This is a genomic window from Pseudomonas sp. GW821-FHT09A09 (assembly GCF_059418405.1).
Genome location: NZ_JBWKPU010000002.1, coordinates 28,220 through 48,689 on the forward strand (window position 1 = coordinate 28,220; position 20,470 = coordinate 48,689).

The 20,470-nt window shown below is 59.9% G+C and carries 25 protein-coding genes; 18 read left to right on the forward strand and 7 right to left on the reverse strand.

The window, feature by feature from the left end:
- Positions 1-37 precede the first annotated feature (37 nt).
- The gene (locus AC07OV_RS01585; RefSeq protein ID WP_495091330.1) at positions 38-667 is read right to left on the reverse strand and encodes a helix-turn-helix transcriptional regulator; all 630 of its coding nucleotides are present in this window, start codon (positions 665-667) and stop codon (positions 38-40) included.
- A gap of 127 nt (positions 668-794) precedes the next feature.
- On the opposite strand from AC07OV_RS01585, the gene AC07OV_RS01590 reads away from it, so the two are divergent.
- Genes AC07OV_RS01590 through AC07OV_RS01600 form a run of 3 tightly spaced genes read left to right on the forward strand, consistent with a single transcriptional unit; the run spans position 795 to position 3,210 of the window.
- Positions 795-2,228, forward strand: a complete 1,434-nt coding sequence (locus tag AC07OV_RS01590; protein ID WP_495091331.1) for an MFS transporter — start codon at positions 795-797, stop codon at positions 2,226-2,228.
- 46 nt (positions 2,229-2,274) lie between these two features.
- Positions 2,275-2,568 carry a hypothetical protein gene (locus AC07OV_RS01595; RefSeq protein ID WP_494995926.1) on the forward strand — a complete coding sequence of 98 codons (294 nt, stop codon included), beginning with the start codon at positions 2,275-2,277 and terminating at the stop codon, positions 2,566-2,568.
- 45 nt (positions 2,569-2,613) lie between these two features.
- On the forward strand, positions 2,614-3,210 hold the full coding sequence (locus tag AC07OV_RS01600) for a hypothetical protein (RefSeq protein ID WP_494995927.1): 597 nt from the start codon (positions 2,614-2,616) through the stop codon (positions 3,208-3,210).
- A 9-nt stretch (positions 3,211-3,219) separates the two neighbouring features.
- On the opposite strand, the gene AC07OV_RS01605 is transcribed toward AC07OV_RS01600, so the two are convergent.
- On the reverse strand, positions 3,220-3,870 hold the full coding sequence (locus tag AC07OV_RS01605; RefSeq protein WP_495091332.1) for a hypothetical protein: 651 nt from the start codon (positions 3,868-3,870) through the stop codon (positions 3,220-3,222).
- 176 nt (positions 3,871-4,046) lie between these two features.
- Between AC07OV_RS01605 and AC07OV_RS01610 the strand changes: the two genes are divergently transcribed.
- The 6 genes from AC07OV_RS01610 (at position 4,047) to AC07OV_RS01635 (ending at position 8,639) form a co-directional block, all read left to right on the forward strand.
- Positions 4,047-4,394 (forward strand): metalloregulator ArsR/SmtB family transcription factor, encoded by a 348-nt coding sequence (locus AC07OV_RS01610; RefSeq protein WP_494995929.1) that lies wholly within the window; start codon positions 4,047-4,049, stop codon positions 4,392-4,394.
- Between the two features lie 22 nt (positions 4,395-4,416).
- Positions 4,417-5,700 carry an arsenic transporter gene (locus AC07OV_RS01615; protein ID WP_495091333.1) on the forward strand — a complete coding sequence of 428 codons (1,284 nt, stop codon included), beginning with the start codon at positions 4,417-4,419 and terminating at the stop codon, positions 5,698-5,700.
- 28 nt (positions 5,701-5,728) lie between these two features.
- Positions 5,729-6,199 carry an arsenate reductase ArsC gene (locus AC07OV_RS01620; RefSeq protein ID WP_495091334.1) on the forward strand — a complete coding sequence of 157 codons (471 nt, stop codon included), beginning with the start codon at positions 5,729-5,731 and terminating at the stop codon, positions 6,197-6,199.
- A 14-nt stretch (positions 6,200-6,213) separates the two neighbouring features.
- Positions 6,214-6,903, forward strand: a complete 690-nt coding sequence (gene arsH, locus AC07OV_RS01625; RefSeq protein WP_495091335.1) for an arsenical resistance protein ArsH — start codon at positions 6,214-6,216, stop codon at positions 6,901-6,903.
- Positions 6,904-7,075: 172 nt separating this feature from the next.
- A complete protein-coding gene (locus AC07OV_RS01630; protein ID WP_494995933.1) occupies positions 7,076-7,663 on the forward strand; it encodes a hypothetical protein in 588 nt (195 codons plus the stop codon).
- Between the two features lie 355 nt (positions 7,664-8,018).
- Positions 8,019-8,639: a LysE family translocator gene (locus AC07OV_RS01635; RefSeq protein WP_178920529.1), complete on the forward strand. Its 621-nt coding sequence runs from the start codon at positions 8,019-8,021 to the stop codon at positions 8,637-8,639.
- 12 nt (positions 8,640-8,651) lie between these two features.
- On the opposite strand, the gene AC07OV_RS01640 is transcribed toward AC07OV_RS01635, so the two are convergent.
- Positions 8,652-9,344: an alpha/beta fold hydrolase gene (locus AC07OV_RS01640; protein ID WP_495091336.1), complete on the reverse strand. Its 693-nt coding sequence runs from the start codon at positions 9,342-9,344 to the stop codon at positions 8,652-8,654.
- Between the two features lie 157 nt (positions 9,345-9,501).
- Between AC07OV_RS01640 and AC07OV_RS01645 the strand changes: the two genes are divergently transcribed.
- Together AC07OV_RS01645 and AC07OV_RS01650 are read left to right on the forward strand one after the other, a co-directional pair.
- Positions 9,502-10,014 (forward strand): MarR family winged helix-turn-helix transcriptional regulator, encoded by a 513-nt coding sequence (locus AC07OV_RS01645; RefSeq protein ID WP_495091337.1) that lies wholly within the window; start codon positions 9,502-9,504, stop codon positions 10,012-10,014.
- Positions 10,014-11,207, forward strand: a complete 1,194-nt coding sequence (locus AC07OV_RS01650) for an FAD-dependent monooxygenase (protein ID WP_495091338.1) — start codon at positions 10,014-10,016, stop codon at positions 11,205-11,207. The genes AC07OV_RS01645 and AC07OV_RS01650 overlap by 1 nt, the downstream gene beginning before the upstream one ends.
- Here AC07OV_RS01650 and AC07OV_RS01655 read toward each other — a convergent pair.
- From AC07OV_RS01655 to AC07OV_RS01665, 3 genes are all read right to left on the reverse strand, one after another.
- Positions 11,201-11,707, reverse strand: coding sequence for a flavin reductase family protein (locus AC07OV_RS01655; RefSeq protein ID WP_495091339.1), 507 nt, complete (start codon positions 11,705-11,707; stop codon positions 11,201-11,203). The two genes, AC07OV_RS01650 and AC07OV_RS01655, sit on opposite strands and share 7 nt — an antisense overlap.
- A 95-nt stretch (positions 11,708-11,802) precedes the next feature.
- Positions 11,803-12,837, reverse strand: a complete 1,035-nt coding sequence (locus AC07OV_RS01660) for a methionine synthase (RefSeq protein WP_494995938.1) — start codon at positions 12,835-12,837, stop codon at positions 11,803-11,805.
- A gap of 27 nt (positions 12,838-12,864) precedes the next feature.
- Positions 12,865-13,848 (reverse strand): DUF1852 domain-containing protein, encoded by a 984-nt coding sequence (locus AC07OV_RS01665; RefSeq protein ID WP_495091340.1) that lies wholly within the window; start codon positions 13,846-13,848, stop codon positions 12,865-12,867.
- A gap of 265 nt (positions 13,849-14,113) precedes the next feature.
- On the opposite strand from AC07OV_RS01665, the gene AC07OV_RS01670 reads away from it, so the two are divergent.
- Entirely contained in the window at positions 14,114-14,629 is a 516-nt protein-coding gene (locus tag AC07OV_RS01670; protein WP_495091341.1) for a GNAT family N-acetyltransferase, read from the forward strand.
- Between the two features lie 70 nt (positions 14,630-14,699).
- Here AC07OV_RS01670 and AC07OV_RS01675 read toward each other — a convergent pair whose 3' ends face one another.
- Positions 14,700-15,242, reverse strand: coding sequence for an AAA family ATPase (locus AC07OV_RS01675; protein ID WP_495091342.1), 543 nt, complete (start codon positions 15,240-15,242; stop codon positions 14,700-14,702).
- Between the two features lie 90 nt (positions 15,243-15,332).
- Between AC07OV_RS01675 and AC07OV_RS01680 the strand changes: the two genes are divergently transcribed.
- The 6 genes from AC07OV_RS01680 (at position 15,333) to AC07OV_RS01705 (ending at position 20,414) form a co-directional block, all read left to right on the forward strand.
- Positions 15,333-15,719 carry an ester cyclase gene (locus tag AC07OV_RS01680; protein WP_495091343.1) on the forward strand — a complete coding sequence of 129 codons (387 nt, stop codon included), beginning with the start codon at positions 15,333-15,335 and terminating at the stop codon, positions 15,717-15,719.
- A gap of 14 nt (positions 15,720-15,733) precedes the next feature.
- On the forward strand, positions 15,734-16,771 hold the full coding sequence (locus AC07OV_RS01685) for a helix-turn-helix domain-containing protein (RefSeq protein WP_495091344.1): 1,038 nt from the start codon (positions 15,734-15,736) through the stop codon (positions 16,769-16,771).
- Positions 16,772-16,881: 110 nt separating this feature from the next.
- On the forward strand, positions 16,882-17,355 hold the full coding sequence (locus tag AC07OV_RS01690; protein ID WP_176995906.1) for a hypothetical protein: 474 nt from the start codon (positions 16,882-16,884) through the stop codon (positions 17,353-17,355).
- Between the two features lie 60 nt (positions 17,356-17,415).
- Entirely contained in the window at positions 17,416-17,898 is a 483-nt protein-coding gene (locus AC07OV_RS01695; protein ID WP_495091345.1) for a VOC family protein, read from the forward strand.
- A 138-nt stretch (positions 17,899-18,036) separates the two neighbouring features.
- Positions 18,037-19,428 (forward strand): hypothetical protein, encoded by a 1,392-nt coding sequence (locus AC07OV_RS01700; protein WP_495091346.1) that lies wholly within the window; start codon positions 18,037-18,039, stop codon positions 19,426-19,428.
- A gap of 5 nt (positions 19,429-19,433) precedes the next feature.
- Positions 19,434-20,414 (forward strand): alpha/beta hydrolase, encoded by a 981-nt coding sequence (locus AC07OV_RS01705; RefSeq protein ID WP_495091347.1) that lies wholly within the window; start codon positions 19,434-19,436, stop codon positions 20,412-20,414.
- Positions 20,415-20,470 lie beyond the last annotated feature (56 nt).

A 20,470-nucleotide genomic window follows, 5' to 3' on the forward strand; every position in this document is an offset into this window, starting at 1 on the left:
ATCGTATAGGACTGATATCAGAAACACATAAATAGGCTCAGGCCGGCCCTACTCGGTAGGCACATCGTCTTGCCCCTAACTGGATATGTTCCACGCGCTCTACCTTCGCCTGCAGCACCTGTTCAAATACCTGCAACTCCGCCCGGCAAAAGCCCTGGCATGCCGTGGCGGCGGCACAGATCGGGCAGTGGTTTTCCACCAGGATCAAGGCGCCGTCGGGTTGTTCGCTCCATTCGGCCATATAGCCTTCACGGGTTCGCAGCGTGGCCAGCCGTTCGACCCGTGCCTTCAGGTCCGCCAACCCTTCCATTTCTTGCTCATACAAGGCTTGAGTCTGGCGCTCGCGCACGTCGATCAGGCGATCGATGGCGGCCTCGCCGAAGGTTTCGCGCACGGTCTGCAGCAGTTGCAGGGTCAGGTCCGAGTGGGTGTCCGGAAAGCGTGCATGCCCCTGGGCCGTGAGTTGCCACACCTGCGTCGGGCGCCCTACCCCGCGCACCTCAGAAGTGGCCTGTACCAGGCCGCTGGCCGCCAGTTTCACCAGTTGCTGGCGCGCAGCCTCACCGCTGGTGCCGAGGAATACGCCCGCATCGGCGGCCAGCTGCGGGCCACGGGTCTTGAGCAGGTGCAAGATGCGATCAGCCGGAGACGCCGAAGAGTTTTCCAAGTCATTTCTTGACAAAATATTTAGCCCCACCGCAATATTCAAAGCAATTGCTTGGCAAATTAACCCAAGCCTGACGCTCATGCAAACCATCGGGGCCTACCGGCGCCCGTATGACAAGGAATTGTGGATGGACACCCAGAACAGCAGTTGGGGCGAATTGCTCCGTGGCAGGAACGCCGCCCGCTCCCTTGCCCTCTCGGGGGGCATTGCGCTGTACGCTACCAACACCTATATCGCCACCACCATTTTGCCGTCGGTGGTGGCCGAAATCGGCGGGCTGGAGCTGTATGCCTGGAGCACCACGCTGTATGTGGTGGCCTCGATCCTGGGCTCGGCCCTCACCTCCAAGCTGCTGCTACGCAGCGGGCCGCGCCTGGCCTATGCGGTTGCGACCCTGGTGTTCATGGCGGGTGTGATGATCTGCGCCTTGGCACCCAGCATGCCGGTGATGCTGGTCGGGCGGTCGATCCAAGGCCTGGGCGGTGGTGTATTGCTTGCCCTGTGCTACTCAATAATTCAACTGGTGTTTGAGGAACGCCTGTGGCCGCGCGCGATGGCGTTGGTGTCGGGCATGTGGGGCGTGGCGACACTGGTGGGCCCGGCCGTGGGCGGCGTGTTTGCCGAAATGGACGCCTGGCGCTACGCCTTTGGCGCGATGGTACCGGTGAGCCTGGCCTACATCGTGCTCACCAGCCGGGCGCTGCCACCTCGAGATAACGCGGCGACCACCGCCACACGCCTGCCGGTGGCTCAACTTGTGCTGCTGGCTGCGGCGGTGTTGGCGGTGTGTGCGGGCAGCGTTTCGCCGCTGCCGAGCTGGAACCTGCTGGGCATCGCAACCTGTGCCGTGCTGGTGCTGCTGTTGATCCGCCAGGAATCCCGCGCCGCTGTGCGATTGCTGCCACGAGACGCGCTGAAATTCAGCACCCCACTCTGCGCGCTCTACGCCACCACCTGCCTGCTGGTGATCGGCATGAGCAGCGAGATTTTCATGCCATATTTCCTGCAGCACCTGCACGGCCAATCACCGTTGGTGGCCGGCTACATGGCGGCGTTGATGGCGGCAGGCTGGACGGTATCGGAGATCCTCAGCTCCGGCTGGACCGGGCGCGGCGCCCATCGCGCCATCCTTGCAGGGCCGCTGCTGATCGTCGCCGGGTTGGTGATATTGGCGATCACCACACCCACGGCAAGTGGAGGTGATTGGGCGCTCCTGGCGCCTATCTGCCTGGGGTTGTTTTTGGTGGGATTCGGTATCGGCCTGGGCTGGCCGCACCTGCTGACACGCATCCTGCAAGTGGCCTCGACCCAGGATCAGGACACCGCTGCATCGTCGATTACCACGCTGCAACTGTTTGCCATGGCGCTGGGTGCGGCACTTGCGGGTGTGATATCCAATATGGCGGGCATCAACGACGCAGCCGGCGATGCGGGTGTCGCCAATGCGGCGCGCTGGTTGTTCGCCGTATTTACCCTGGCACCGATGTTGGCGCTGGTGATGGCGGTTCGGGCGACGCGGGCCAAGGAAGATAGCGGTGAGTTGGCGGTTTCTCAGCACTGACCCTTGGGTTTCCAGCAGAATGCCGTCAAACGAAAGAGACCTGCCGATGAACATTCAAGCCCTGGAAGAAAGCAACATCCTGTCGATCTCGATTGACCAAGCCCATCGTTTCTTTGAAATGACCGTCAGCTTGCAGGACGGTGCTTATTGCAAGTTGAGGGCCTGGAACGACGATGGACTTAAACTGGCTATCCGGCTTGGCGCATTGAACTTGCACGCCCGCGCTGGCCTTGGAGAGTTAGAGGGCATCAGCCTTGCAGACAACGTACTGATCCTGGAAGGTGATTTCGGCGATATCGAAATTGAAGCCACGAACGTGGTGGTGGAAAAATTGAAGTAAGTTTTCCGTGACCTTAACCTTCAAAATGATCACCTGAGTACCCAGATGCTATCCGCACAACAAGCCAGCGCTATCGTCCTTGACCTTCATGAAGGCTCCTTCAGAGAGGGTCGCCCGGAGCGATTTGCCATTTCGTTCTGCGAACTCTCTGCCAACCGCGACTACTGGGTGGTGCGCTGCAATACCGAAGAATGCGTGCTGCACGGCAAAACCGAATACTGCTACGTCGGCGTCAACGCGCACCTAGTGGACGTACACACCGGGGCGCTGGAGACGGTAGCCAGTTGCTTTACGGTGGACCAATACCTGTATGACAAGCGATATCTGCAGGCTGCCGCCGGCAATAGCTATGTGCTGTGCCCGACGTTCTCTCGTGTGGACAAAGCTTTGGTGATCAAGTTGCGGCAAACGCTGTCGTGCTCTTACACCGAGAGCTTCGCTCTCCTTTCGGTTACGGGTCGCCAGTGGTTGACGGGCATACACAGACACCTGGAAGAGGCCAAGTGCTTGCTGGCTGAGGAAGGGATACCAACGGACATTGAATTGGTTTCAGAACCGAAAGGCGCCACGGCCATCGGACCTGAAACCTGGCACATCGCTGCGGTACTGAAGGCCATTCAAAAGACGCTTCAACGTGGGTGATTCATTCGGTTAATCACTCGCCCCTGGGTAACCCCCTGCATCAACGAACAACGTGCGAAGCTTCTTTTGCGCCGCCGCTGAAAGACGCGGTGAGTAGCGCTGAAACTCTTGTTCAGCAGCATCGGGCTTGCCGTTCCTGGCCAGCACAAAAGCGTAGGCAAGCGGGTGTTGCGTGTAGTTGTAGAAACCCAATCCCCCTGTCGACAGATGCTGCCTGACCCGCTCAAAAGCATTGGGCAGGTCGGCTATCGAACGCGCCGAGTTCCAGAAGGATTCTGCGGTTGGAATAACTGCCCTGAGGATATCGGGTGCGCACTTCGCAATGGTTTCGGGCCCGTAGCTATAGGAAATATCAAGCGCCCGATCACGCACATCAAACGTCAGGTCAGGTCGCGCCGACTTCACAGTTCTGTGCCACTTGAAGTCATTGCCGGACAGGTGCGGGACAAAATCCAGGGACAACCCCCATGAAGGCGCGAGCGCACCGCCCTTCCACTGCGCCAGGCGAAAGATCTGCCGGATGGGGGCATCAGCACTGCGCACCCAGGACAATGGGCCTTGTACTTCAAAACCCGATGGCAGCAGAAGTGCGTCTACGGTAGGCGAAACTATTTCGTGGATCTGGTCGATTCGCACGACCTGAAACGCTGTTCCTTGCATTGCGGGCTCCTCACATTGTGCGGTGGAGTTTTCTCGATTGACGCACGGGATTCAAGGCCCTGAGTTTTTTGCTCAAGCCCCTCACCGATCAAAGCGCAGGCGCTCGGCGAAATTCGTGCTTGATTTAAATATATGGATATCCGTATATTCGGTTATCCATATTTACCGAGCCTCCCATGATCACACCCCCCGAAGTCTTCAAGAGCCTGTCTGACGAGACCCGCGTGCGGGCCACCCTGCTGATTGCCGATCAAGGTGAGCTGTGCGTTTGCGAGCTGATGTGTGCGCTCGACGACAGCCAACCGAAAATCAGCCGCCACCTCGCCCAGCTGCGCAGCAGCGGGTTGTTGCTGGATCGCCGCCAGGGCCAGTGGGTCTATTACCGCCTCAATCCGGACCTGCCCGCTTGGGTTCACGAGGTTCTGCATGTGACGTCCAAGGCCAACGCGGGCTGGCTCAAGGGCAACGCTTCACGCCTGCAAAACATGGATGGCCGGCCCGTGCGCGAAGCGGCCTGCTGCTGACCCCTGATCGAGTGAGTGTTCAATGTTTGTCGCCGTGGCTGTTTTTGTATTCACCCTCGTGCTCGTCATCTGGCAACCCAAGGGCCTCGGCGTTGGCTGGAGCGCCACGGTCGGTGCGCTGATCGCGCTGGCAGTGGGCGCGGTGTCGCTGCAGGACATCCCGACGGTATGGGCCATCGTCTGGAATGCGACCGCCACCTTTATCGCGGTGATCATCATCAGCCTGTTGCTGGATGAAGCCGGTTTCTTCGAATGGGCCGCGCTGCATGTGGCGCGTTGGGCGAAAGGCAGCGGCTATCGGTTGTTCGCCTTCTGTGTCCTGTTGGGCGCTGCCGTGTCCGCCGTGTTTGCCAATGATGGCGCGGCGCTGATCCTCACGCCCATCGTGATGTCGATGCTGCTGGCGTTGCGCTTTTCCCCCGCCGCGACCCTGGCGTTTGTCATGGCCGCCGGGTTCATTGCCGACACCGCCAGCCTGCCGCTGGTGGTGTCCAACCTGGTGAACATCGTCTCCGCCGACTACTTCGGGCTGGGTTTCACCGAGTACGCCTCGGTGATGGTGCCGGTGAGCCTGGTCAGCGTCGCTGCCACCCTGCTGGTGCTGTTTGTGTATTTCCGTCGCGACGTGCCCCCTCGTTATGCGCTGGATGCGTTGCAAGAACCCAAAGCGGCCATTCGTGACCGCGCCACCTTCATCGTCGGTGGCTGGACGTTGTTGATGCTGTTGGTCGGCCTGTTCGCACTCGAACCACTGGGCATTCCCGTCAGCGCCGTCGCGGCTGCCTGCGCGGCCTTGCTGTTCGCGGTCGCCGCCAAGGGCCACCGAATCTCGACGCGACGGGTGCTGCGCGAAGCCCCGTGGCAGATCGTGGTGTTCTCGCTGGGTATGTACCTGGTGGTGTATGGCCTGAAGAATGCCGGCCTGACCGATTGGCTCGCCCGGGTCCTCGACCACCTGGCCGGACAAGGCCTGTGGGCCGCTACCCTTGGCACCGGCCTGCTGTCGGCGTTGCTGTCGTCGGTGATGAACAACATGCCAAGCGTGTTGATCGGCGCGCTGTCGATTCAGGCCAGCAACGCGGAGGGCGTTGTTCGCGAGGCGATGATCTACGCCAACATCATCGGCTGCGACCTCGGCCCGAAAATCACCCCCATCGGCAGCCTGGCCACGCTGCTCTGGCTGCACGTGCTGGCGCGCAAAGGCATGCGCATCACCTGGGGTTATTACTTCAAGGTTGGCGCGCTGCTGACCCTTCCGGTTCTGTTGATCACCCTCTCGGCCCTGGCCCTGCGCCTGAGCCTTTGACAACCGCCCCAAGCGAAAGGAGCACCCCATGCGAGTCCTGTTCATGTGCACGGCCAACAGCTGCCGCAGCATCCTGTCCGAAGCTGTGTTCAACCACCTGGCCCCCGCTGGCTTTGAAGCGGTGAGCGCCGGCAGTTTCCCCAAGGGTCAGGTGTTGCCCCGCAGCCTGACGACCTTACAGCAGGCCGGCATCTCCATCGACGGCTTGCACAGCAAAGGCAATGACGCCTTTGAAGATAACCCGCCAGACATCGTCGTTACAGTCTGCGACAAGGCAGCGGGCGAAGCTTGCCCGGTGTACTTCGGCCCAGCGTTGAAATCCCATTGGGGGCTGGAAGACCCGTCCGACGTGCGCGGCGACGAAGCGCAAATCGAGGCCGCGTTCCACGCGACACTGGCGACCATCGAACAACGCTGCAAAGCCTTCCTCGAACTGCCTTTTGCCCAGCTCAACCGCGACCAGCTCAAGTCTGAGCTCGATCGCATCGGCACGCTCTAATCTCAGGAGGATTCATGTCAGAACACCCACCTAACCTCGACCCTAGCCTGTTCCCAGATTTGCCAGCATCAGGCCACAAACCACGCATCCTGTTGTTATACGGATCGACTCGCGAGCGTTCCTTCAGTCGCCTGCTGGTTGAAGAAGCCGCGCGCCTGCTGGAGCACTTTGGCGCCGAGGTGCGTATTTTCAACCCCAGTGGCCTGCCCCTGCCAGACGATGCCCCGGTGGAACACCCCAGGGTGCAAGCGTTGCGCGAGCTGGTGCTGTGGTCCGAAGGCCAGGTCTGGTGCTCGCCGGAACGCCACGGCGCGATGTCGGCCGTGTTCAAGGCGCAGATCGACTGGATCCCCCTGGAGCTGGGCGCCGTCCGCCCGACCCAGGGCAAGACCCTGGCGGTGATGCAAGTGTGTGGCGGCTCCCAGTCCTTTAACGTGGTCAACCAACTGCGCGTGCTGGGGCGCTGGATGCGCATGTTCACCATCCCCAACCAATCCTCGGTGCCCAAGGCCTACATGGAGTTCGATGAGGCCGGACGGATGAAACCGTCACCGTTCTACGACCGCGTCGTTGACGTGATGGAGGAACTGGTGAAGTTCACCTTGCTGCTGCGAGACCAACAGAATTTTTTGGTGGATCGTTACTCGGAGCGAAAGGAGACGGCGGAGCAACTGATGGCGCGGGTCAATCAGCGTTCGATTTGAGGCGGTCATGTCTACCGCGAAGCCCCTCAGCGTCTTCTCGCGCTATGGCCGAACATTAATGACCGGCCGTATTTGACAAGACGCCGGGGTTGGATACAGTGATAGCACATGGATATTACCAGCGAGACTACGAGCCCAGATGGTCAGCCGGTCTCAATCAAGGAGTGATTAGATGCGTTTAAAACTTGCCGCCATTGTTTTTGCCTTCGTGTTATCCGGCTGCGAAACCTCTTCCCAGTTGCAGCCGGTCTCCAGCATCAAGCCAAACGTTGCCAGTGAAGGGACACTGACCAATGAAAAGTTGGCGTCTGACACCACCGCCGGCCTGCAGAACATACTCGGCGCACCCGCGTTTACTGCAGAAACAAAAATACTGAAGTTCGTGATCCAGCAACCTGTTGGCAGCCCTGGCGCCAGAGCTTGGCGGGAAATGTGGGTTGTCGAGTCGCAAGGTGCCCGTTCTTCGTTCTTGATAACCTTCAAAGAAAAGGGCATGGGCAGCGCTGATTTTGAAATAAAGAAAATGAATCAGCAAAGTTCTGCGCCGCCTGCAGATTGCCCTCAAAAAATCGGCGATTACAAGGCAGGCGAAGCCACTTCACAGCAGATCCGAAGCTGCTTGGGTTCGCCATTTCATGAGAACAAAAACCCGGATGGTCGATACGTCTATCTTTATAAAGTCCAAAGCACTATCACGGTGGCATTTTTATTTGATACCTCAGGCAAACTGATCAACACCCAGGCGTATAAGCAAGACTGAGCACCTGGTGCACAGCGGCCGCTTCAAACGCTGCTCTTCTTCACTGCCCACTGGCAATGACTGACATGCAGATTGAGTGCAAAAGATGTAGTCAAGGTTGCGTCCTGGCAATGCGTGTCCACGCCGCACAGATCTTGTTGTGGGTATGCAACGAATGTGAAGCGACGTGGTTTAGTGAAGAGGAGGTGAATGTCGGTCAATTTGAAGACTACGGAACGTTCATGAACGGCATTGGGCGCAGTGATTTATGGTCAGAACTGGAGCCGCAATAAAAGCGCTCCACTGCCCCCATTGTCCAAGCGCCCCACCCCCCTTATCCTCAACGCTCCCCGTCCCCCGCGCACACGGAGCCGCCATGGACCTCGCCACCCTCTCCCTCTTCCTCCCCGCCTGCTTCGCCCTGAACATGGCGCCCGGCCCGAACAACCTGCTGTCCGTGAGCAACTCCACTCGCTACGGCTACCGCACTTCGTGCCTGGCGGGTATCGGCCGTCTGCTGGCCTTCGCCGGCATGATCGCGCTGGCTTCTGCGGGTTTGGCGGTGGTGCTGCAAACCTCGGAGCTGTTGTTCTACGGGATCAAGATTCTGGGGGCGGCGTATCTGTTTTATTTGGCCTTTCAGCTATGGCGCGCCAATCCCCAGGCAGAGGCGGAATCCGCTACGGCCAAGGTGGGATTGTGGGCGTTGGCGCGTCAGGAGTTTCTGGTGGCAGCGGGCAACCCCAAGGCCATCCTGATCTTCACTGCATTTCTCCCGCAATTCGTGGTGCCGGGCCAGCCGATCACCCCGCAATTCGCCCTGTTGGGTGCGATGTTCCTGGCACTGGAATGGATTGCCATCAGCGCCTACGCCTACATGGGCCTGCACATGCGTCGCTGGTTTGCCGAGCCCCGTGGCAAGCGGATTTTCAATCGTTGCTGCGCGGGGTTGTTGTCGGCGGCGGCGACAGTGTTGTTGATGGCGCGCAGGGCCTGAACCCGCAGGCACTCAGGCGCTTGACGCCACACGCGTGGTGATTGCTGCGAGCCATTGCGGCTGCTGCTGAATGAGGGGCATCAGCCCGTTATGGCCCGCGTCGGGAATGACCAGCAACTCCTTGTCCTGGGCGTGGGTCGCTGCCCCCAACAGCCGCTCGGGGATTTCCAGCGGGATGACGTCATCCTGCTCCCCGGCGATCACCAGCAGCCGGCCCTTGAACCGGCTGAGAATGTCCCACGCATCGCTATCGGCCCAGCTGCGGTGCTGGCGGATGATCGCCGAAAACGAAGGGCCAAACGGCACCGTGTAAGCCTCGGGGGTGTAGATGCCCGGCACCACCAGAATCAACGTCTGGGCGCCCAGGGTTTCGCTCAACCGCACCGCGTTATAGGCGCCCATGCTGATGCCGATCAAGGCGCTGGGCTGCACCCCGCGGTGCCGAATCACCGACAGCGCCTGCTGGTCACGCCGGTGAAGGGATGAGTCGGCGAACACACCACCGGTTTGTCCATGGCCGATGCAGTCCAGGGCCGTAGAGCCAATGCCCTGCCCGTGCAGCGTGTGTCGCACCTCGGCGAATACCGAGCGGCAACGCGCGCCGCCGCCGTGGATGCAAAACAGGTGAGGGTTGCGTTCGCCTGTCAGGGTATCGGCGTGCAGCGTGTAGTTTTCGAAGGCAACGGTGAATTCGAGCGGTTGCATGGGGTGCAGGATTCCCGGTGGGCAGGCAGACCGCGATTATGCCCGATCAGGTGGCAGCGTCACCGCCCGCTTTTAAAACTAGCTAAGCAAGTTAGCTATATGCTAGTTTCTTCCTCCTCACAACGCCTCGCCCATGAACCGTGGACTGCCTCTGCCCATGAAGTCACCCAAAAACCAAACCCCCGAAGACCCACGCCGCCTGCAAATCGCCAGCGATACCGTCGGCCAGCAGCTGCAACAGATCGCCATCCTCACGCGCAAGTCCGCCAGTCATCTGGGCACCGCCCTGGGTATCAACCAGACCGACGTGGCCGTGTTGGAACACCTGATCACCGACGGGCCGCTCCCCCCCACCGAGCTTGCCACGCGCCTCTCGGTCACCACCGCAGGCATTACTCAGGTCATTGACCGACTGGAACGCGCCGGGCACGTGGTGCGCGAGCGCCAGCTCAATGACAAGCGCCGGGTGCTGGTGCGCCCGGTGCCTGAGTCGGTGGCCCAGGCGTATCGGCACATCGCGCCGATGCTCAACGGGCTCAGCAGCGTGCTCGGCGCACTCGAGGGCGACGACCGCAGGGTGATCGAGGCCTTTCTCGGGCAGGTGATCGAGGTCTACCGCACCACACTGCCGGGCAATGCGCCCTCCTCTCACGAAGGTCAGGACGCCTGATGAAAGCACAAAAAATCCTGGTGACGGGCGCGAGCATTGCCGGGCCGGCGCTGGCGTATTGGTTGTCCCGACAAGGCATGGACGTGACCGTGGTGGAGCGCGCCCGCACCTTTCGCGACGGCGGACAAACTATCGACGTGCGCGGTGCAGGCCGTGTGGTGGTGCAACGCATGGGGTTGGAGGGATTGATTCAGGCCAATACCACCCATGAGCAAGGGATCGCCTTCGTCGACGTGCACAACCGGACCAAAGCATTCATTGGCGTCAATGCCTTCGACGGTGACGGCCCCATCGCTGAGCTGGAAATCCTCAGGGGCGAACTCGCCAAGCTGTTGATCGGGCACAGCCAAAACCGCGTGACCTACCGCTTCGGCGACAGCATTGAAGCCCTCGAAGACCATGGCGACAGGGTGCACGTGCGCTTCGAACAGGGTGGCGAGCAGGTCTACGACTTGGTGATCGTGGCCGAGGGGATCGGCTCCACCACACGCAGTCAGGTGTTTGGCAGCGAAGTCGAGCGGCGCCCGCTGGATCTCTACACGGCCTACTTCACCGTGCCTCGACAGCCGAGCGACAGTGACGTGATGCGCTGGTGCAACTTCCCCGGGGGGCGTTCCATCTGCCTGCGCCCTGACAACCTGGGTACTACGCGGGCGTTTCTATCGTTTCAACAAGCACCGAGCGGCTACGAAAAACTGCCCCGGGCCGAGCAGATCACCCTGCTCAAGCATGTGTTTGCCGACGCCGGCTGGGAGGCACCACGGGTACTCGCAGCCCTGGAGAGGGCGACTGACCTGTATCTGGATGCAGTGGGCCAAGTGAAGATGGCGCGTTGGTCCAAAGGCCGTATCGCGCTGGTGGGTGACGCGGCGTATTGCGCATCGCCCATCAGTGGCATGGGCACCAGCCTGGGGCTGTGCGGGGCCTATGTGCTGGCCGGGGAATTGGGGCGCCACACGGATCACACTCAAGCATTTGCGGCGTATGAAAACCTGATGCGCCCGTACGTTGCCCAGGCGCAAAGCGTGCCCAAATGGGCGCCCAGGTTGGCATCGCCGCACTCACGCGCCGGTATCGCACTGGGCCACGCGGTGTTGAGGATGGCTACCGCGCCAGGGTTAAGCACCCTGTTCGGTAAAATCCTTTCGCCGAAAGCGGACGCGATAGAGCTGCCGATTTATGACGATCAATGACCGACATTGGCAGCGATATTCCGATACTGCCCCTTGAAGTACAGCAACGGCTGCGCCCCAGGCGCTTGCAGGTTCAACGCTTTAACTTCACCAATCACAATCAGGTGATCACCTGCAGCGTGTTCAGCGTGAATTTCACAATCGAGCCAGTGCAGGCTGCCGGCAATGATCGGATTGCCCAGCGGCGACGTGTGCCAGTCCACGTCGTGCCATTTGCCCGTGCCTCGCCGAGCGAACTGATTGGAAATACCCACCTGCTCGCCCGACAGGATGTTGACTGCGAAACGACCGGCCTCGCGAATCCTGGGGTAGCTCGCCGAACTGGACATGACACTGAATGACACCAGCGGCGGGCTCATCGACACGCTGTAGAACGACTGGCAGGTAAAGCCAATCGGTTCGTCATCAAGGTGGGAGGTAATCACCGTGATACCGGAGGCGTAGTGCCCAAGCGCTTCGCGAAAGTGCAGTGGCTCGATAGCCGTAGGGAGACGTGACATAGAAAGCCTTGAATAGTCGGTGGCGTCGAACGGGCAAAGTGAGGCCGGAAGAAGGCGGGTGAGGGTTAACTCCACCGCCCTCCTCCGGCGTTCGCTCAGCCTTGGTTCAACAGCTCTCTGCGAACGATTTCTGCACCGGCGCTCAGGGCATTCAGCTTGCCTCTTGCCACATGACGAGGCAGAGGGGCCATGCCGCAGTTCGTGCACGGGTAAAGCTTGTCGGCGTCCACAAACTGCAGCGCTTTGCGCAGGGTATTGGCGACTTCCTCAGGTGTTTCAATGGCATGGTTGGCCACATCAATGGCACCGACCATCACTTTCTTGCCGCGAATCAGCTCGATCAACTCCATGGGTACATGGGAGTTGTGGCATTCAAGCGAAATGATATCGATGCTGGATTTTTGCAGCTTGGGGAACGCCTCTTCATATTGGCGCCATTCCGACCCCAGCGTTTTCTTCCAATCGGTGTTGGCCTTGATGCCGTAGCCGTAGCAGATATGCACGGCGGTTTCGCATTTGAGGCCTTCGATTGCACGCTCCAACGTGGCAACGCCCCAATCGTTTACCTCATCAAAGAACACGTTAAACGCGGGCTCATCAAACTGGATGATGTCGACACCGGCCGCTTCCAATTCCAGGGCTTCCTGGTTGAGGATCTTGGCAAATTCCCACGCCAGTTTTTCACGGCTCTTGTAGTGGTTGTCGTACAGCGTGTCGATCATGGTCATCGGGCCAGGCAGTGCCCATTTGATCGGCTGGTCTGTTTGCTGGCGCAAGAACCTGGCATCTTCAACAAACACCGGCTTTTGACGTGCAACGGCGCCGACCACGGTCGGAACGCTGGCGTCGTAACGATCACGAATCCTGACGACCTCGCGTTTCTCGAAATCCACGCCACTGAGGTGTTCAATAAACGTCGTCACAAAGTGCTGGCGAGTTTGTTCACCGTCACTGACGATATCAATGCCCGCCTGCTGTTGCTCTTGCAGCGCCAAACGCAGGGCATCGTGTTTGCCTTCAACCAACTCATCATCTTGCAACTTCCAGGGCGACCAGAGTTTCTCGGGTTCTGCCAGCCAGGACGGTTTAGGCAAGCTGCCAGCGGTTGAAGTAGGTAACAACTTTTTCATCATGAACAACCTTGTACGTTTAATTAATCAAAGCGCGCAGTTAGCGGACCACTGCTCAAGCACAGCCTGGTAGGGTTTGATGAAGTTTTCCTCAACAAACTTACCCTGCTCAATCGCCAGGCGGCTGCGTTCTTCTCGGTCGTAAACAATCAGTGTCAGCGAGTAATCCTGATGGCTCAAGCTTGGCTGATAGGATTTACCGGCGGCCGAATTCGCGTTGTAAATCTCGGGGCGATAAATCTTCTGGAAGGTGTCCATAGTGCTGATGGTGCTGATCAGCTCGAGGTTCGTGTAATCCCCCAGCAAGTCACCCGAGAAGTAGAACGCCAACGGCGCAACACTGTTGGGCGGCATGAAATAGCGAACCTTCAAGCCCATTTTCTGGAAGTACGCGTCTGTCAACGAATACTCATCCTGCTGGTATTCCACACCCAGCACGGGGTGCTGGTTTTCCGTGCGCAGGTAGGTCTTGCTGCTCGAAACACTCAGGCAAATGACGGGCAGCTTGTTAAAGTTGGCCTTGTAGGCGCTTGAGTTCACGAAGTGCTTGAACAGCTTGGCGTGCAGGTCGCCGAAATTATCGGGGGTGCTAAAACCCGCGCGATCCTTGTTATGCCCCAGCAACAGCACGCTGAAGTCGTAATCGCGTACGTAAGATGAGAAGTTGTTTCCTACAATTCCTTCGATACGCTCGTCCGTTTTGCGATCCACAATATTGGTTTTCAATATTTCAATCAGCGGAATGGCGTTGCCGGTGCTGCCGGCATTTACGTCCATTTCAACGGAGATAATTTCAAGTTCGACCGCGTAACGATCACCCTTTGGATTATCCCAATGCGCCAGGGCATTGAAGCGGTTATCAATCATCCGCAAGGTGTTACGCAGGTTTTCCTGGCGACTCTTCCCACGCGCCAGATTGGCAAAGTTGGTGGTAATGCGGGTATTTTCGGAAGGGTGATAATGCTCGTCAAACTGAATGCGCTTGATAGCAAATGTAAAGTCTGTACTCATTTTAATTTCACACCCATACACCCGAAGCAACACCTGAATGTATCGACTGATAGCTTCTGGTGTTGCTCAGCAATATTAATAGTCTCAATCATTGAGGCTATTTTAGGTCGAGCCCTTGCTCCATAGATAATGAATTGATTTCACTGAATCTTTAGCGCTCCTCATGGTGTGTACGATTGCGCTCAAGCCTTCAACTGTCATGATTTGCGCCCATGCTTGAAGGGCAACAGCACGGACTCACCGCAGCCAGGCAAGGAGCATTTCAATGATTCGCAAGGCACTACCTTCTGATGCAAACGCCATTGCCCAGGTGCATATCCGCAGTTGGCAAGAGGCCTACCGTGACCTGATGCCGGCCGACTACCTGAGCGCGCTGGATACCACCCTGGCTCGGCGTGAATCGTTCTGGGCCCGCTCGATTGAATCGGACGAATCCGGCGTATGGGTGGCGGAGCGGGACCAGCAGGTGGTTGGCTGGGTATCCGTCGGAGTCAGTCGCGATGACGACGCCGAGGTCAATACGGGTGAAGTCATGGCCATCTATGTCCTGGCCGGGTACTGGGAAACGGGTGTCGGGCGGGCGCTATGGAACATCGGCGTGCAGCATTTACTCCAGCAAGGTTTTACGCGAGTGACATTGTGGGTGTTGGCGCTGAATGAACGGGCAATTCGGTTCTATCGCAGCGTTGGATGCGTTGAGGAACCGGGTAGCGAGCGTAACCTGATAAGGGGCGGTGTAACCCTTGCGGAAGTGAGGTATGGGTTGTTCTTGCGCACATAACTTGACCTTGTTCGCGTCAGGATTGCGAGGTTTGGGATTGGGGCGCGCCCGGCGCGAGCAAGCTCGCTCACTACAGAACCCGACGCTCCACAGCATGCACCACCTGCGCCGCCATCCCTTCAACAGTGCCCTCCCCGTCAATTCGCAGGACAGGCACGGTCTGTTCTGTAATCCACGCTTCGTGCCGCGCTCTGTTGCGTCCGGAAAAGTGGGGATCGTCATACTGCGAAGCCCATTCCCGAAACGCCACGTGTATCCCGTGCATGTCGCCACCGGGTGCGATGCGCGCCCCAAAACGTGCCTGCTCACGCGCAGCCAGCCGCTCGAGGCGCACCGAGGTTGGCGTGTCCACAAACACGATCAGATCGGCCTCGGCGATCAACGCGTCGCCCCACAGGTTGCACGAGCCCGTCAGCACCCAGTCATCGTCCCCGCGTGATTGTTGAATCAAGCTCACGCGATCTTCAGGCGCACGTTTCGTGGTATAGGGCGGGTCCGTGGGCATCCAGTAAAAGTCATCGACATCGACTTGTCGCAAGCTGAGCAACGTCGCGAGGGTGCGCCCCAACGTCGTCACGCCCGAGCAGGAAGCGCCTGTGATGTAGATCCGCATGTGCACTCCAGGAATGTAAAACGACGTTGGATGCTACAAGAAAAGTCGACCATCCTGGACGAACGCTTTTAAACCTCAGTGGAGCGCCCCATGACCCGCGATCAACTCGCCGCCCTTTACCAAGGCTACATCGATTGCCTCAACCGCCAGGACTGGGCGCACCTGGGCGATTTCGTGCACTCGCAGGTGACCTACAACGGCACCACCGTCGGCCTTGACGGCTACCGCGCCATGCTCGAACGGGATTTTCGCGAGATCCCCGACCTGGTGTTTCGCATTCAATTGCTGGTGGCCGACCCGCCCACGGTGGCCAGCCGGTTGAATTTCAAGGTCAGCCCCAGGGGTGAATTTTTCGACCTGCCGATCAACGGCAAGACAGTGACCTTCGATGAAAACGTATTCTACGAAGTCATCGATGGGAAATTCGCGCACGTCTGGTCCGTGATCGATAAGGCGGCGATAGCACAACAGCTTTGATGGAGGCGCCAGCCATGGAGAACCCGCTGTTCACCTTTACCACCCAACCCTACCCGCCACGCCAACGCTTCGAGGTGTGGCGGGAGGAAGTGAACGCGATCTTCGACATCACCATCAGCGAGCCGGACTCCACGGCCTTCAATTACCGCCTCGCCACCGGCTACCTGGGCGCATTGCTGATGGGCTGCGGTGCCTGGGATGGCACCGGCGCCCCGGTGCCCTACCGGGTCAAGCGCTCGGCCCAGATGATCCGCCGTGACCATCTCGACCATTACTACCTGTGCCTGGGCTTGTCTCACTCGATCAACGGCACGGCGGGCCGCACGTCCCTGGCCGCCGGCAATTCGCAGATTTACATCCTCGACCTGGCCCGCGAACTGGACTGCCTGATCACCGCCGGCGACACGGTGATTCTTACCATCCCCCGCGACCTGCTGGCGCAGAGCCTGGGCCATAAAGACCTGCACGGGCAGGTGTTGCAAGGCGGCTTGAGCGAACTGCTGGCCGACCACATGCGCGCCTTGCAACATCGCCTGCCACGCCTGGTGCCAGGGGAAATCCCCCACGCGCAACAGGCCACCCTGGGCTTGGTCTCGGCTGCCATCGCACCGTCGCTGGCGAACCTGCACATGGCCGCGCAGGAGATCGACCACACCCTGCTCAACCGTGCTCGCCGCCTGATTGAACAGCACCTGCGCAACCCCGAGTTGTCACCCGCCTTCCTGTGCCAGCAGTTGGGCATTTCGCGAGCGCACCTGTACCGCTTGTTCAGCCAGGAAGCCGGTGTGGCGGCGTATATCCAGAAGCGTCGGTTGAACCGGGCACGGGTGATGATCCAAAGCGACAGCGGCGCGCGGCATCGGGTCTCCGGCCTGGCGTTCCAATTTGGGTTCAAGAGCGATGCGCACTTCAGTCGTGCGTTCAAACAGGCTTTCGGCTATTCCCCCCGAGAGGCCCGGGACGTGGCGGGCGTGCACCTCAAACAGGGCCAGGTGAGCCGACATGATGGCTTTTCGCTGCGATCCATCCTGGGCCAGATGACACCCGCGTGAGACAACCAGGCAAGTAATTGAGACGCTGGGACAGCAAGATTTTTTCCGCGTTTTTTTCGCCGTTTTATGATTGGCCTCAGTTTCAGAGCCCTGAATCAACGGAGGAAATCATGGCCCGTCGTGCACTCATTCGTAACGCCATCACCCCACTGGTCGCCGCGGTTTTGCTGTCAGGCTGTGCCGGCGGCAACAACGGCCTCAGCAGCCTCAACGGCCTGTCCATACCCGGTATCCAGGGCAAGTCAGGGCCGGACATTTCGTTGTTCGACACCACCTACGTGCGGACCCATATCGTGTCCGGCAAGACCACCGCCCAACAGCTCAAGGCGATGTACGGCGAACCGCAGAACCAGTCGATTGCATCCGACGGCACCGAAACCTGGGACTACTCGCCTTCCACCACCGCCAACGCTTCCATGCGGCACTTGCTCGGGCTGGTGTCCAACCATATCCCCGGCAACACCTACGACAATGCGATCGACACGCGGCGCACCGCCATCGACAACATCGCCCCCGAACAACAGAACCGTCGCCTCAATATCCACCTCAACAATGGCGTGGTCAGGGACTACACCATCATGTAACGCTCGCAGGCACCGCCGTTGTCTAGACTCCATGGACCCATCCGCCCATGGAGACAGACCATGAACCACAAAAACACCCTGTGCCTCTGGTACAACGGCACCGCCCTCGAAGCCGCCACCTTCTACGCCAAGACCTTTCCGGACAGCGCTGTGCACGCCGTGCACCATGCCCCCGGTGACTTTCCGTCGGGCAAACAGGGCGACGTGCTGACCGTCGAATTCAGCGTGATGGGCCTGCCTTGCCTGGGCCTCAATGGCGGCCCAGCGTTCTCTCACACGGAGGCGTTTTCGTTTCAGGTAGCCACCGATGATCAAGCTGAGACCGACCGCCTGTGGAATGCCATCGTCGACAACGGCGGCCAGGCGAGCGCCTGCGGCTGGTGCAAGGACAAATGGGGCCTGTCGTGGCAAATCACCCCCCGGGTGTTGACCGCCGCTGTCACCCACCCCGACCCGGCCACTGCCAAGCGCGCCTTCGACGCGATGATGACCATGACCAAGATCGACATTGCCGCGATTGAAGCGGCGGTGGCCGGCCATTAGGGCTTCGACCCTGGCATAACTGGCTGCGGCTTCGAACCGCCTATACAGATAAACCCGTGGCCGTTAGGCTTGCCGCCTCAAGATTACGGGCTGCCTGCCGTCATCCTTACATCCCTGAATGGACTCAATGAGGCTTCTGTGCGCGTTATTTCTTCCCTGTTGTTGCTCGGTGGCATCGCCACACTGGCCGGTTGTGCCACCCAAAAATCCACGGTTGACCGCATGTTCGCCAGCACGCTGACCCAGCCGCTGGTGGAAAACAGCATCGTGCGCGAAGGCGACAACCTCAGCTTCGAATTGCTCATGCCGCAGTCTACGGCCGGTGTGCGCCGCACCATGCAGTTCGAGGCCGCGTGTTCCTCACCCCAGTTGTATTTGCTGTACCTCGATGGCGCCCAGCGCGTCTACCCGACCGCCGCCGGCCGCTACAGCGGTGCACGCAAGCTGTCTGCCGACCTGCGCGCCACCCTGGCGACCAACCCGACGTTCGTGCGTGCCTGTGCCGACACACCGAAACCCGACTGGCGCCTGGTGCAGACCAACGAACGCGAGAATTGGGTACTGATCGACGCCAACAGCATCAAGAACGTCAATGGCGAAACCCGTTTCTGGGCCGCCTTCGACAACCCGTCCGTACTGAACGACTTGCCCTACAACGCGCCTTATGCGCAAAAACGCGAGCACTTTGCCGTGTCGTGCGCCGCCGGCACCTACAAGGAACTGGCCGGCTACGACATGGACGCCGACAACCGCGTCAGCGATGGCCGTGTCGACAGTTTCCCGACGCCCCAGAAGATCGCCGGCAGCAACGCCGACTACGAACTGCTGTTCAACAACGTCTGCACCAACCCGGAAAAAATCGCGGCCTTGCCGGCCTTCAAGCCGCGCCTGAAAGCCCCGGTGACCATCGCCCTCACGTCGGTACAACCGCAAGTGCTGGCTGCGATCACCCAGTTGAATCTGGACAAGCCCACCCGCAGTTTCAAATACGTGCACATGGTCGGCACCTCGACCTACAAAGGCACCACCAGTGAGTTGTCGAGCCAATACTTCATCAGCCAGGACGGGGCCAGCGGCCAACTGAGCGTGGCCAACCGCGGCAAGGGCTATGAGTCGCAATCGGTGAGCTGGCGCAACCTGGTTGAACTGGTGTCCAAATCCAGCTACGGCGGCGGCAGCATGGCTGAAAGCTCGACGGTGACTCAACTCAGTTTCACCGGTAACTGGAAAACCCTGCCGGTGGGCGAAACCGTGACTTACCAGTTCACTCGCGCCACCCTCAACAATATCGTCGGCAGCTACGGCAAACCCAACCTCACCCGCTGCGTGGTAGAGCGCGAGCTGCAAGCCAGCGAACTCAACCCGAAACTGCTGGGCACGGCCAAAGCCTTGTCATGCACCTTCGACGCCGACGAATACAAGCGGATCAGCCATCGGTATTACCTGACCGACTACGCCTATTTCTTTGAGTCGAGCACCGATAAAAACCCGTTCTACTATTCCGACTCGCGCATCGACACCTTTGAGTAAGCCCCATGAATGACGGCGTCAAGATCGACCCACGGACCTTACCCGTCCCCCACTCGATCAGCCCCGAGGCCCAGGCGCTGCTCAAGCGCCTGGTGGGTGAGGACGGTGTGCCGCTGAATGCACTGCACGCCATGCCCTCATCCGACGACCACGACGGCTGGCGCCGCCTGCAAGGTGCCGTGGCCCAGCATTACGCCACCACCAACGCCGGCCAGGAAGCATCGCTGCGGGCCAGCCTGGCGACGATCACCGTGGGCAGCGCCACCGTCCACGTGGCGACGCCGGCCACCGGCATGGCTGACTTGGCCTACATCGATCTGCATGGCGGCGCGCTGGTGTTCGGCGGCGGTGAGAACTGCCGCCTGGCCGCCGCCCGGCAGGCCGACCTGCACGACCTGGTCTGCTACGGCGTGGACTACCGCATGCCACCGGATCATCCCTACCCGGCTGCGCTGGATGATTGCCTGGCCACCTATCGCCATGTGCTCACCCGGCACGCGCCGAAGCACATCGTGATAGGCGGCCGTTCTGCCGGTGGCAACCTCGCGGCGGCGATGGTGCTGCGGGCTCGCGACGAAGGCTTGCCACTGCCGGCCGCGCTGGTGCTGTTGTCGCCGGAAGTGGACCTCACCGAGTCGGGTGACAGTTTCCAGGTCAACCGCACGATCGATGTGGTGCTGCCCAACCCATTGATGAGCGCCAACCTGCTGTACGCCAATGGCGCGGATTTGACCCACCCGTACCTGTCACCGTTGTTTGGTGACTTTACGAAAGGGTTCCCGCCTACCTTCCTGCAAAGCGGCACGCGGGACCTGTTCCTGTCCAACACCGTGCGCATGCACCGCGCCCTGCTCAAGGCCCAGGTGCCTGCGCAATTGCACGTGTTCGAAGCGATGCCCCATGGCGGTTTCATGGGCGCGCCGGAGGACTTGGAGCTGGCCGCGCAGGTCGCGCAATTTGTGCGAGAACACTTGCGGCGGGCTTGACACAGTCGCCAGGCTCCCCTGAAGATGGGGGCCTTATCCAGGGTGTGACAATTTAT

What these genes read in the sequence shown, in the direction of transcription:
- AC07OV_RS01685 (WP_495091344.1), top strand. Translation starts at nt 15,734, where the DNA reads ATGGAGAACCCGCTGTTCACCTTTACCACCCAACCCTACCCGCCACGC.
- AC07OV_RS01665 (WP_495091340.1), bottom strand. Translation starts at nt 13,848, where the DNA reads ATGAGTACAGACTTTACATTTGCTATCAAGCGCATTCAGTTTGACGAG.
- AC07OV_RS01655 (WP_495091339.1), bottom strand. Translation starts at nt 11,707, where the DNA reads ATGTCACGTCTCCCTACGGCTATCGAGCCACTGCACTTTCGCGAAGCG.
- AC07OV_RS01640 (WP_495091336.1), bottom strand. Translation starts at nt 9,344, where the DNA reads ATGCAACCGCTCGAATTCACCGTTGCCTTCGAAAACTACACGCTGCAC.
- AC07OV_RS01615 (WP_495091333.1), top strand. Translation starts at nt 4,417, where the DNA reads ATGTTTGTCGCCGTGGCTGTTTTTGTATTCACCCTCGTGCTCGTCATC.
- AC07OV_RS01695 (WP_495091345.1), top strand. Translation starts at nt 17,416, where the DNA reads ATGAACCACAAAAACACCCTGTGCCTCTGGTACAACGGCACCGCCCTC.
- AC07OV_RS01635 (WP_178920529.1), top strand. Translation starts at nt 8,019, where the DNA reads ATGGACCTCGCCACCCTCTCCCTCTTCCTCCCCGCCTGCTTCGCCCTG.
- AC07OV_RS01595 (WP_494995926.1), top strand. Translation starts at nt 2,275, where the DNA reads ATGAACATTCAAGCCCTGGAAGAAAGCAACATCCTGTCGATCTCGATT.
- AC07OV_RS01670 (WP_495091341.1), top strand. Translation starts at nt 14,114, where the DNA reads ATGATTCGCAAGGCACTACCTTCTGATGCAAACGCCATTGCCCAGGTG.
- AC07OV_RS01610 (WP_494995929.1), top strand. Translation starts at nt 4,047, where the DNA reads ATGATCACACCCCCCGAAGTCTTCAAGAGCCTGTCTGACGAGACCCGC.
- AC07OV_RS01675 (WP_495091342.1), bottom strand. Translation starts at nt 15,242, where the DNA reads ATGCGGATCTACATCACAGGCGCTTCCTGCTCGGGCGTGACGACGTTG.
- arsH (WP_495091335.1), top strand. Translation starts at nt 6,214, where the DNA reads ATGTCAGAACACCCACCTAACCTCGACCCTAGCCTGTTCCCAGATTTG.
- AC07OV_RS01620 (WP_495091334.1), top strand. Translation starts at nt 5,729, where the DNA reads ATGCGAGTCCTGTTCATGTGCACGGCCAACAGCTGCCGCAGCATCCTG.
- AC07OV_RS01645 (WP_495091337.1), top strand. Translation starts at nt 9,502, where the DNA reads ATGAAGTCACCCAAAAACCAAACCCCCGAAGACCCACGCCGCCTGCAA.
- AC07OV_RS01680 (WP_495091343.1), top strand. Translation starts at nt 15,333, where the DNA reads ATGACCCGCGATCAACTCGCCGCCCTTTACCAAGGCTACATCGATTGC.
- AC07OV_RS01690 (WP_176995906.1), top strand. Translation starts at nt 16,882, where the DNA reads ATGGCCCGTCGTGCACTCATTCGTAACGCCATCACCCCACTGGTCGCC.
- AC07OV_RS01605 (WP_495091332.1), bottom strand. Translation starts at nt 3,870, where the DNA reads ATGCAAGGAACAGCGTTTCAGGTCGTGCGAATCGACCAGATCCACGAA.
- AC07OV_RS01600 (WP_494995927.1), top strand. Translation starts at nt 2,614, where the DNA reads ATGCTATCCGCACAACAAGCCAGCGCTATCGTCCTTGACCTTCATGAA.
- AC07OV_RS01660 (WP_494995938.1), bottom strand. Translation starts at nt 12,837, where the DNA reads ATGAAAAAGTTGTTACCTACTTCAACCGCTGGCAGCTTGCCTAAACCG.
- AC07OV_RS01705 (WP_495091347.1), top strand. Translation starts at nt 19,434, where the DNA reads ATGAATGACGGCGTCAAGATCGACCCACGGACCTTACCCGTCCCCCAC.
- AC07OV_RS01590 (WP_495091331.1), top strand. Translation starts at nt 795, where the DNA reads ATGGACACCCAGAACAGCAGTTGGGGCGAATTGCTCCGTGGCAGGAAC.
- AC07OV_RS01650 (WP_495091338.1), top strand. Translation starts at nt 10,014, where the DNA reads ATGAAAGCACAAAAAATCCTGGTGACGGGCGCGAGCATTGCCGGGCCG.
- AC07OV_RS01630 (WP_494995933.1), top strand. Translation starts at nt 7,076, where the DNA reads ATGCGTTTAAAACTTGCCGCCATTGTTTTTGCCTTCGTGTTATCCGGC.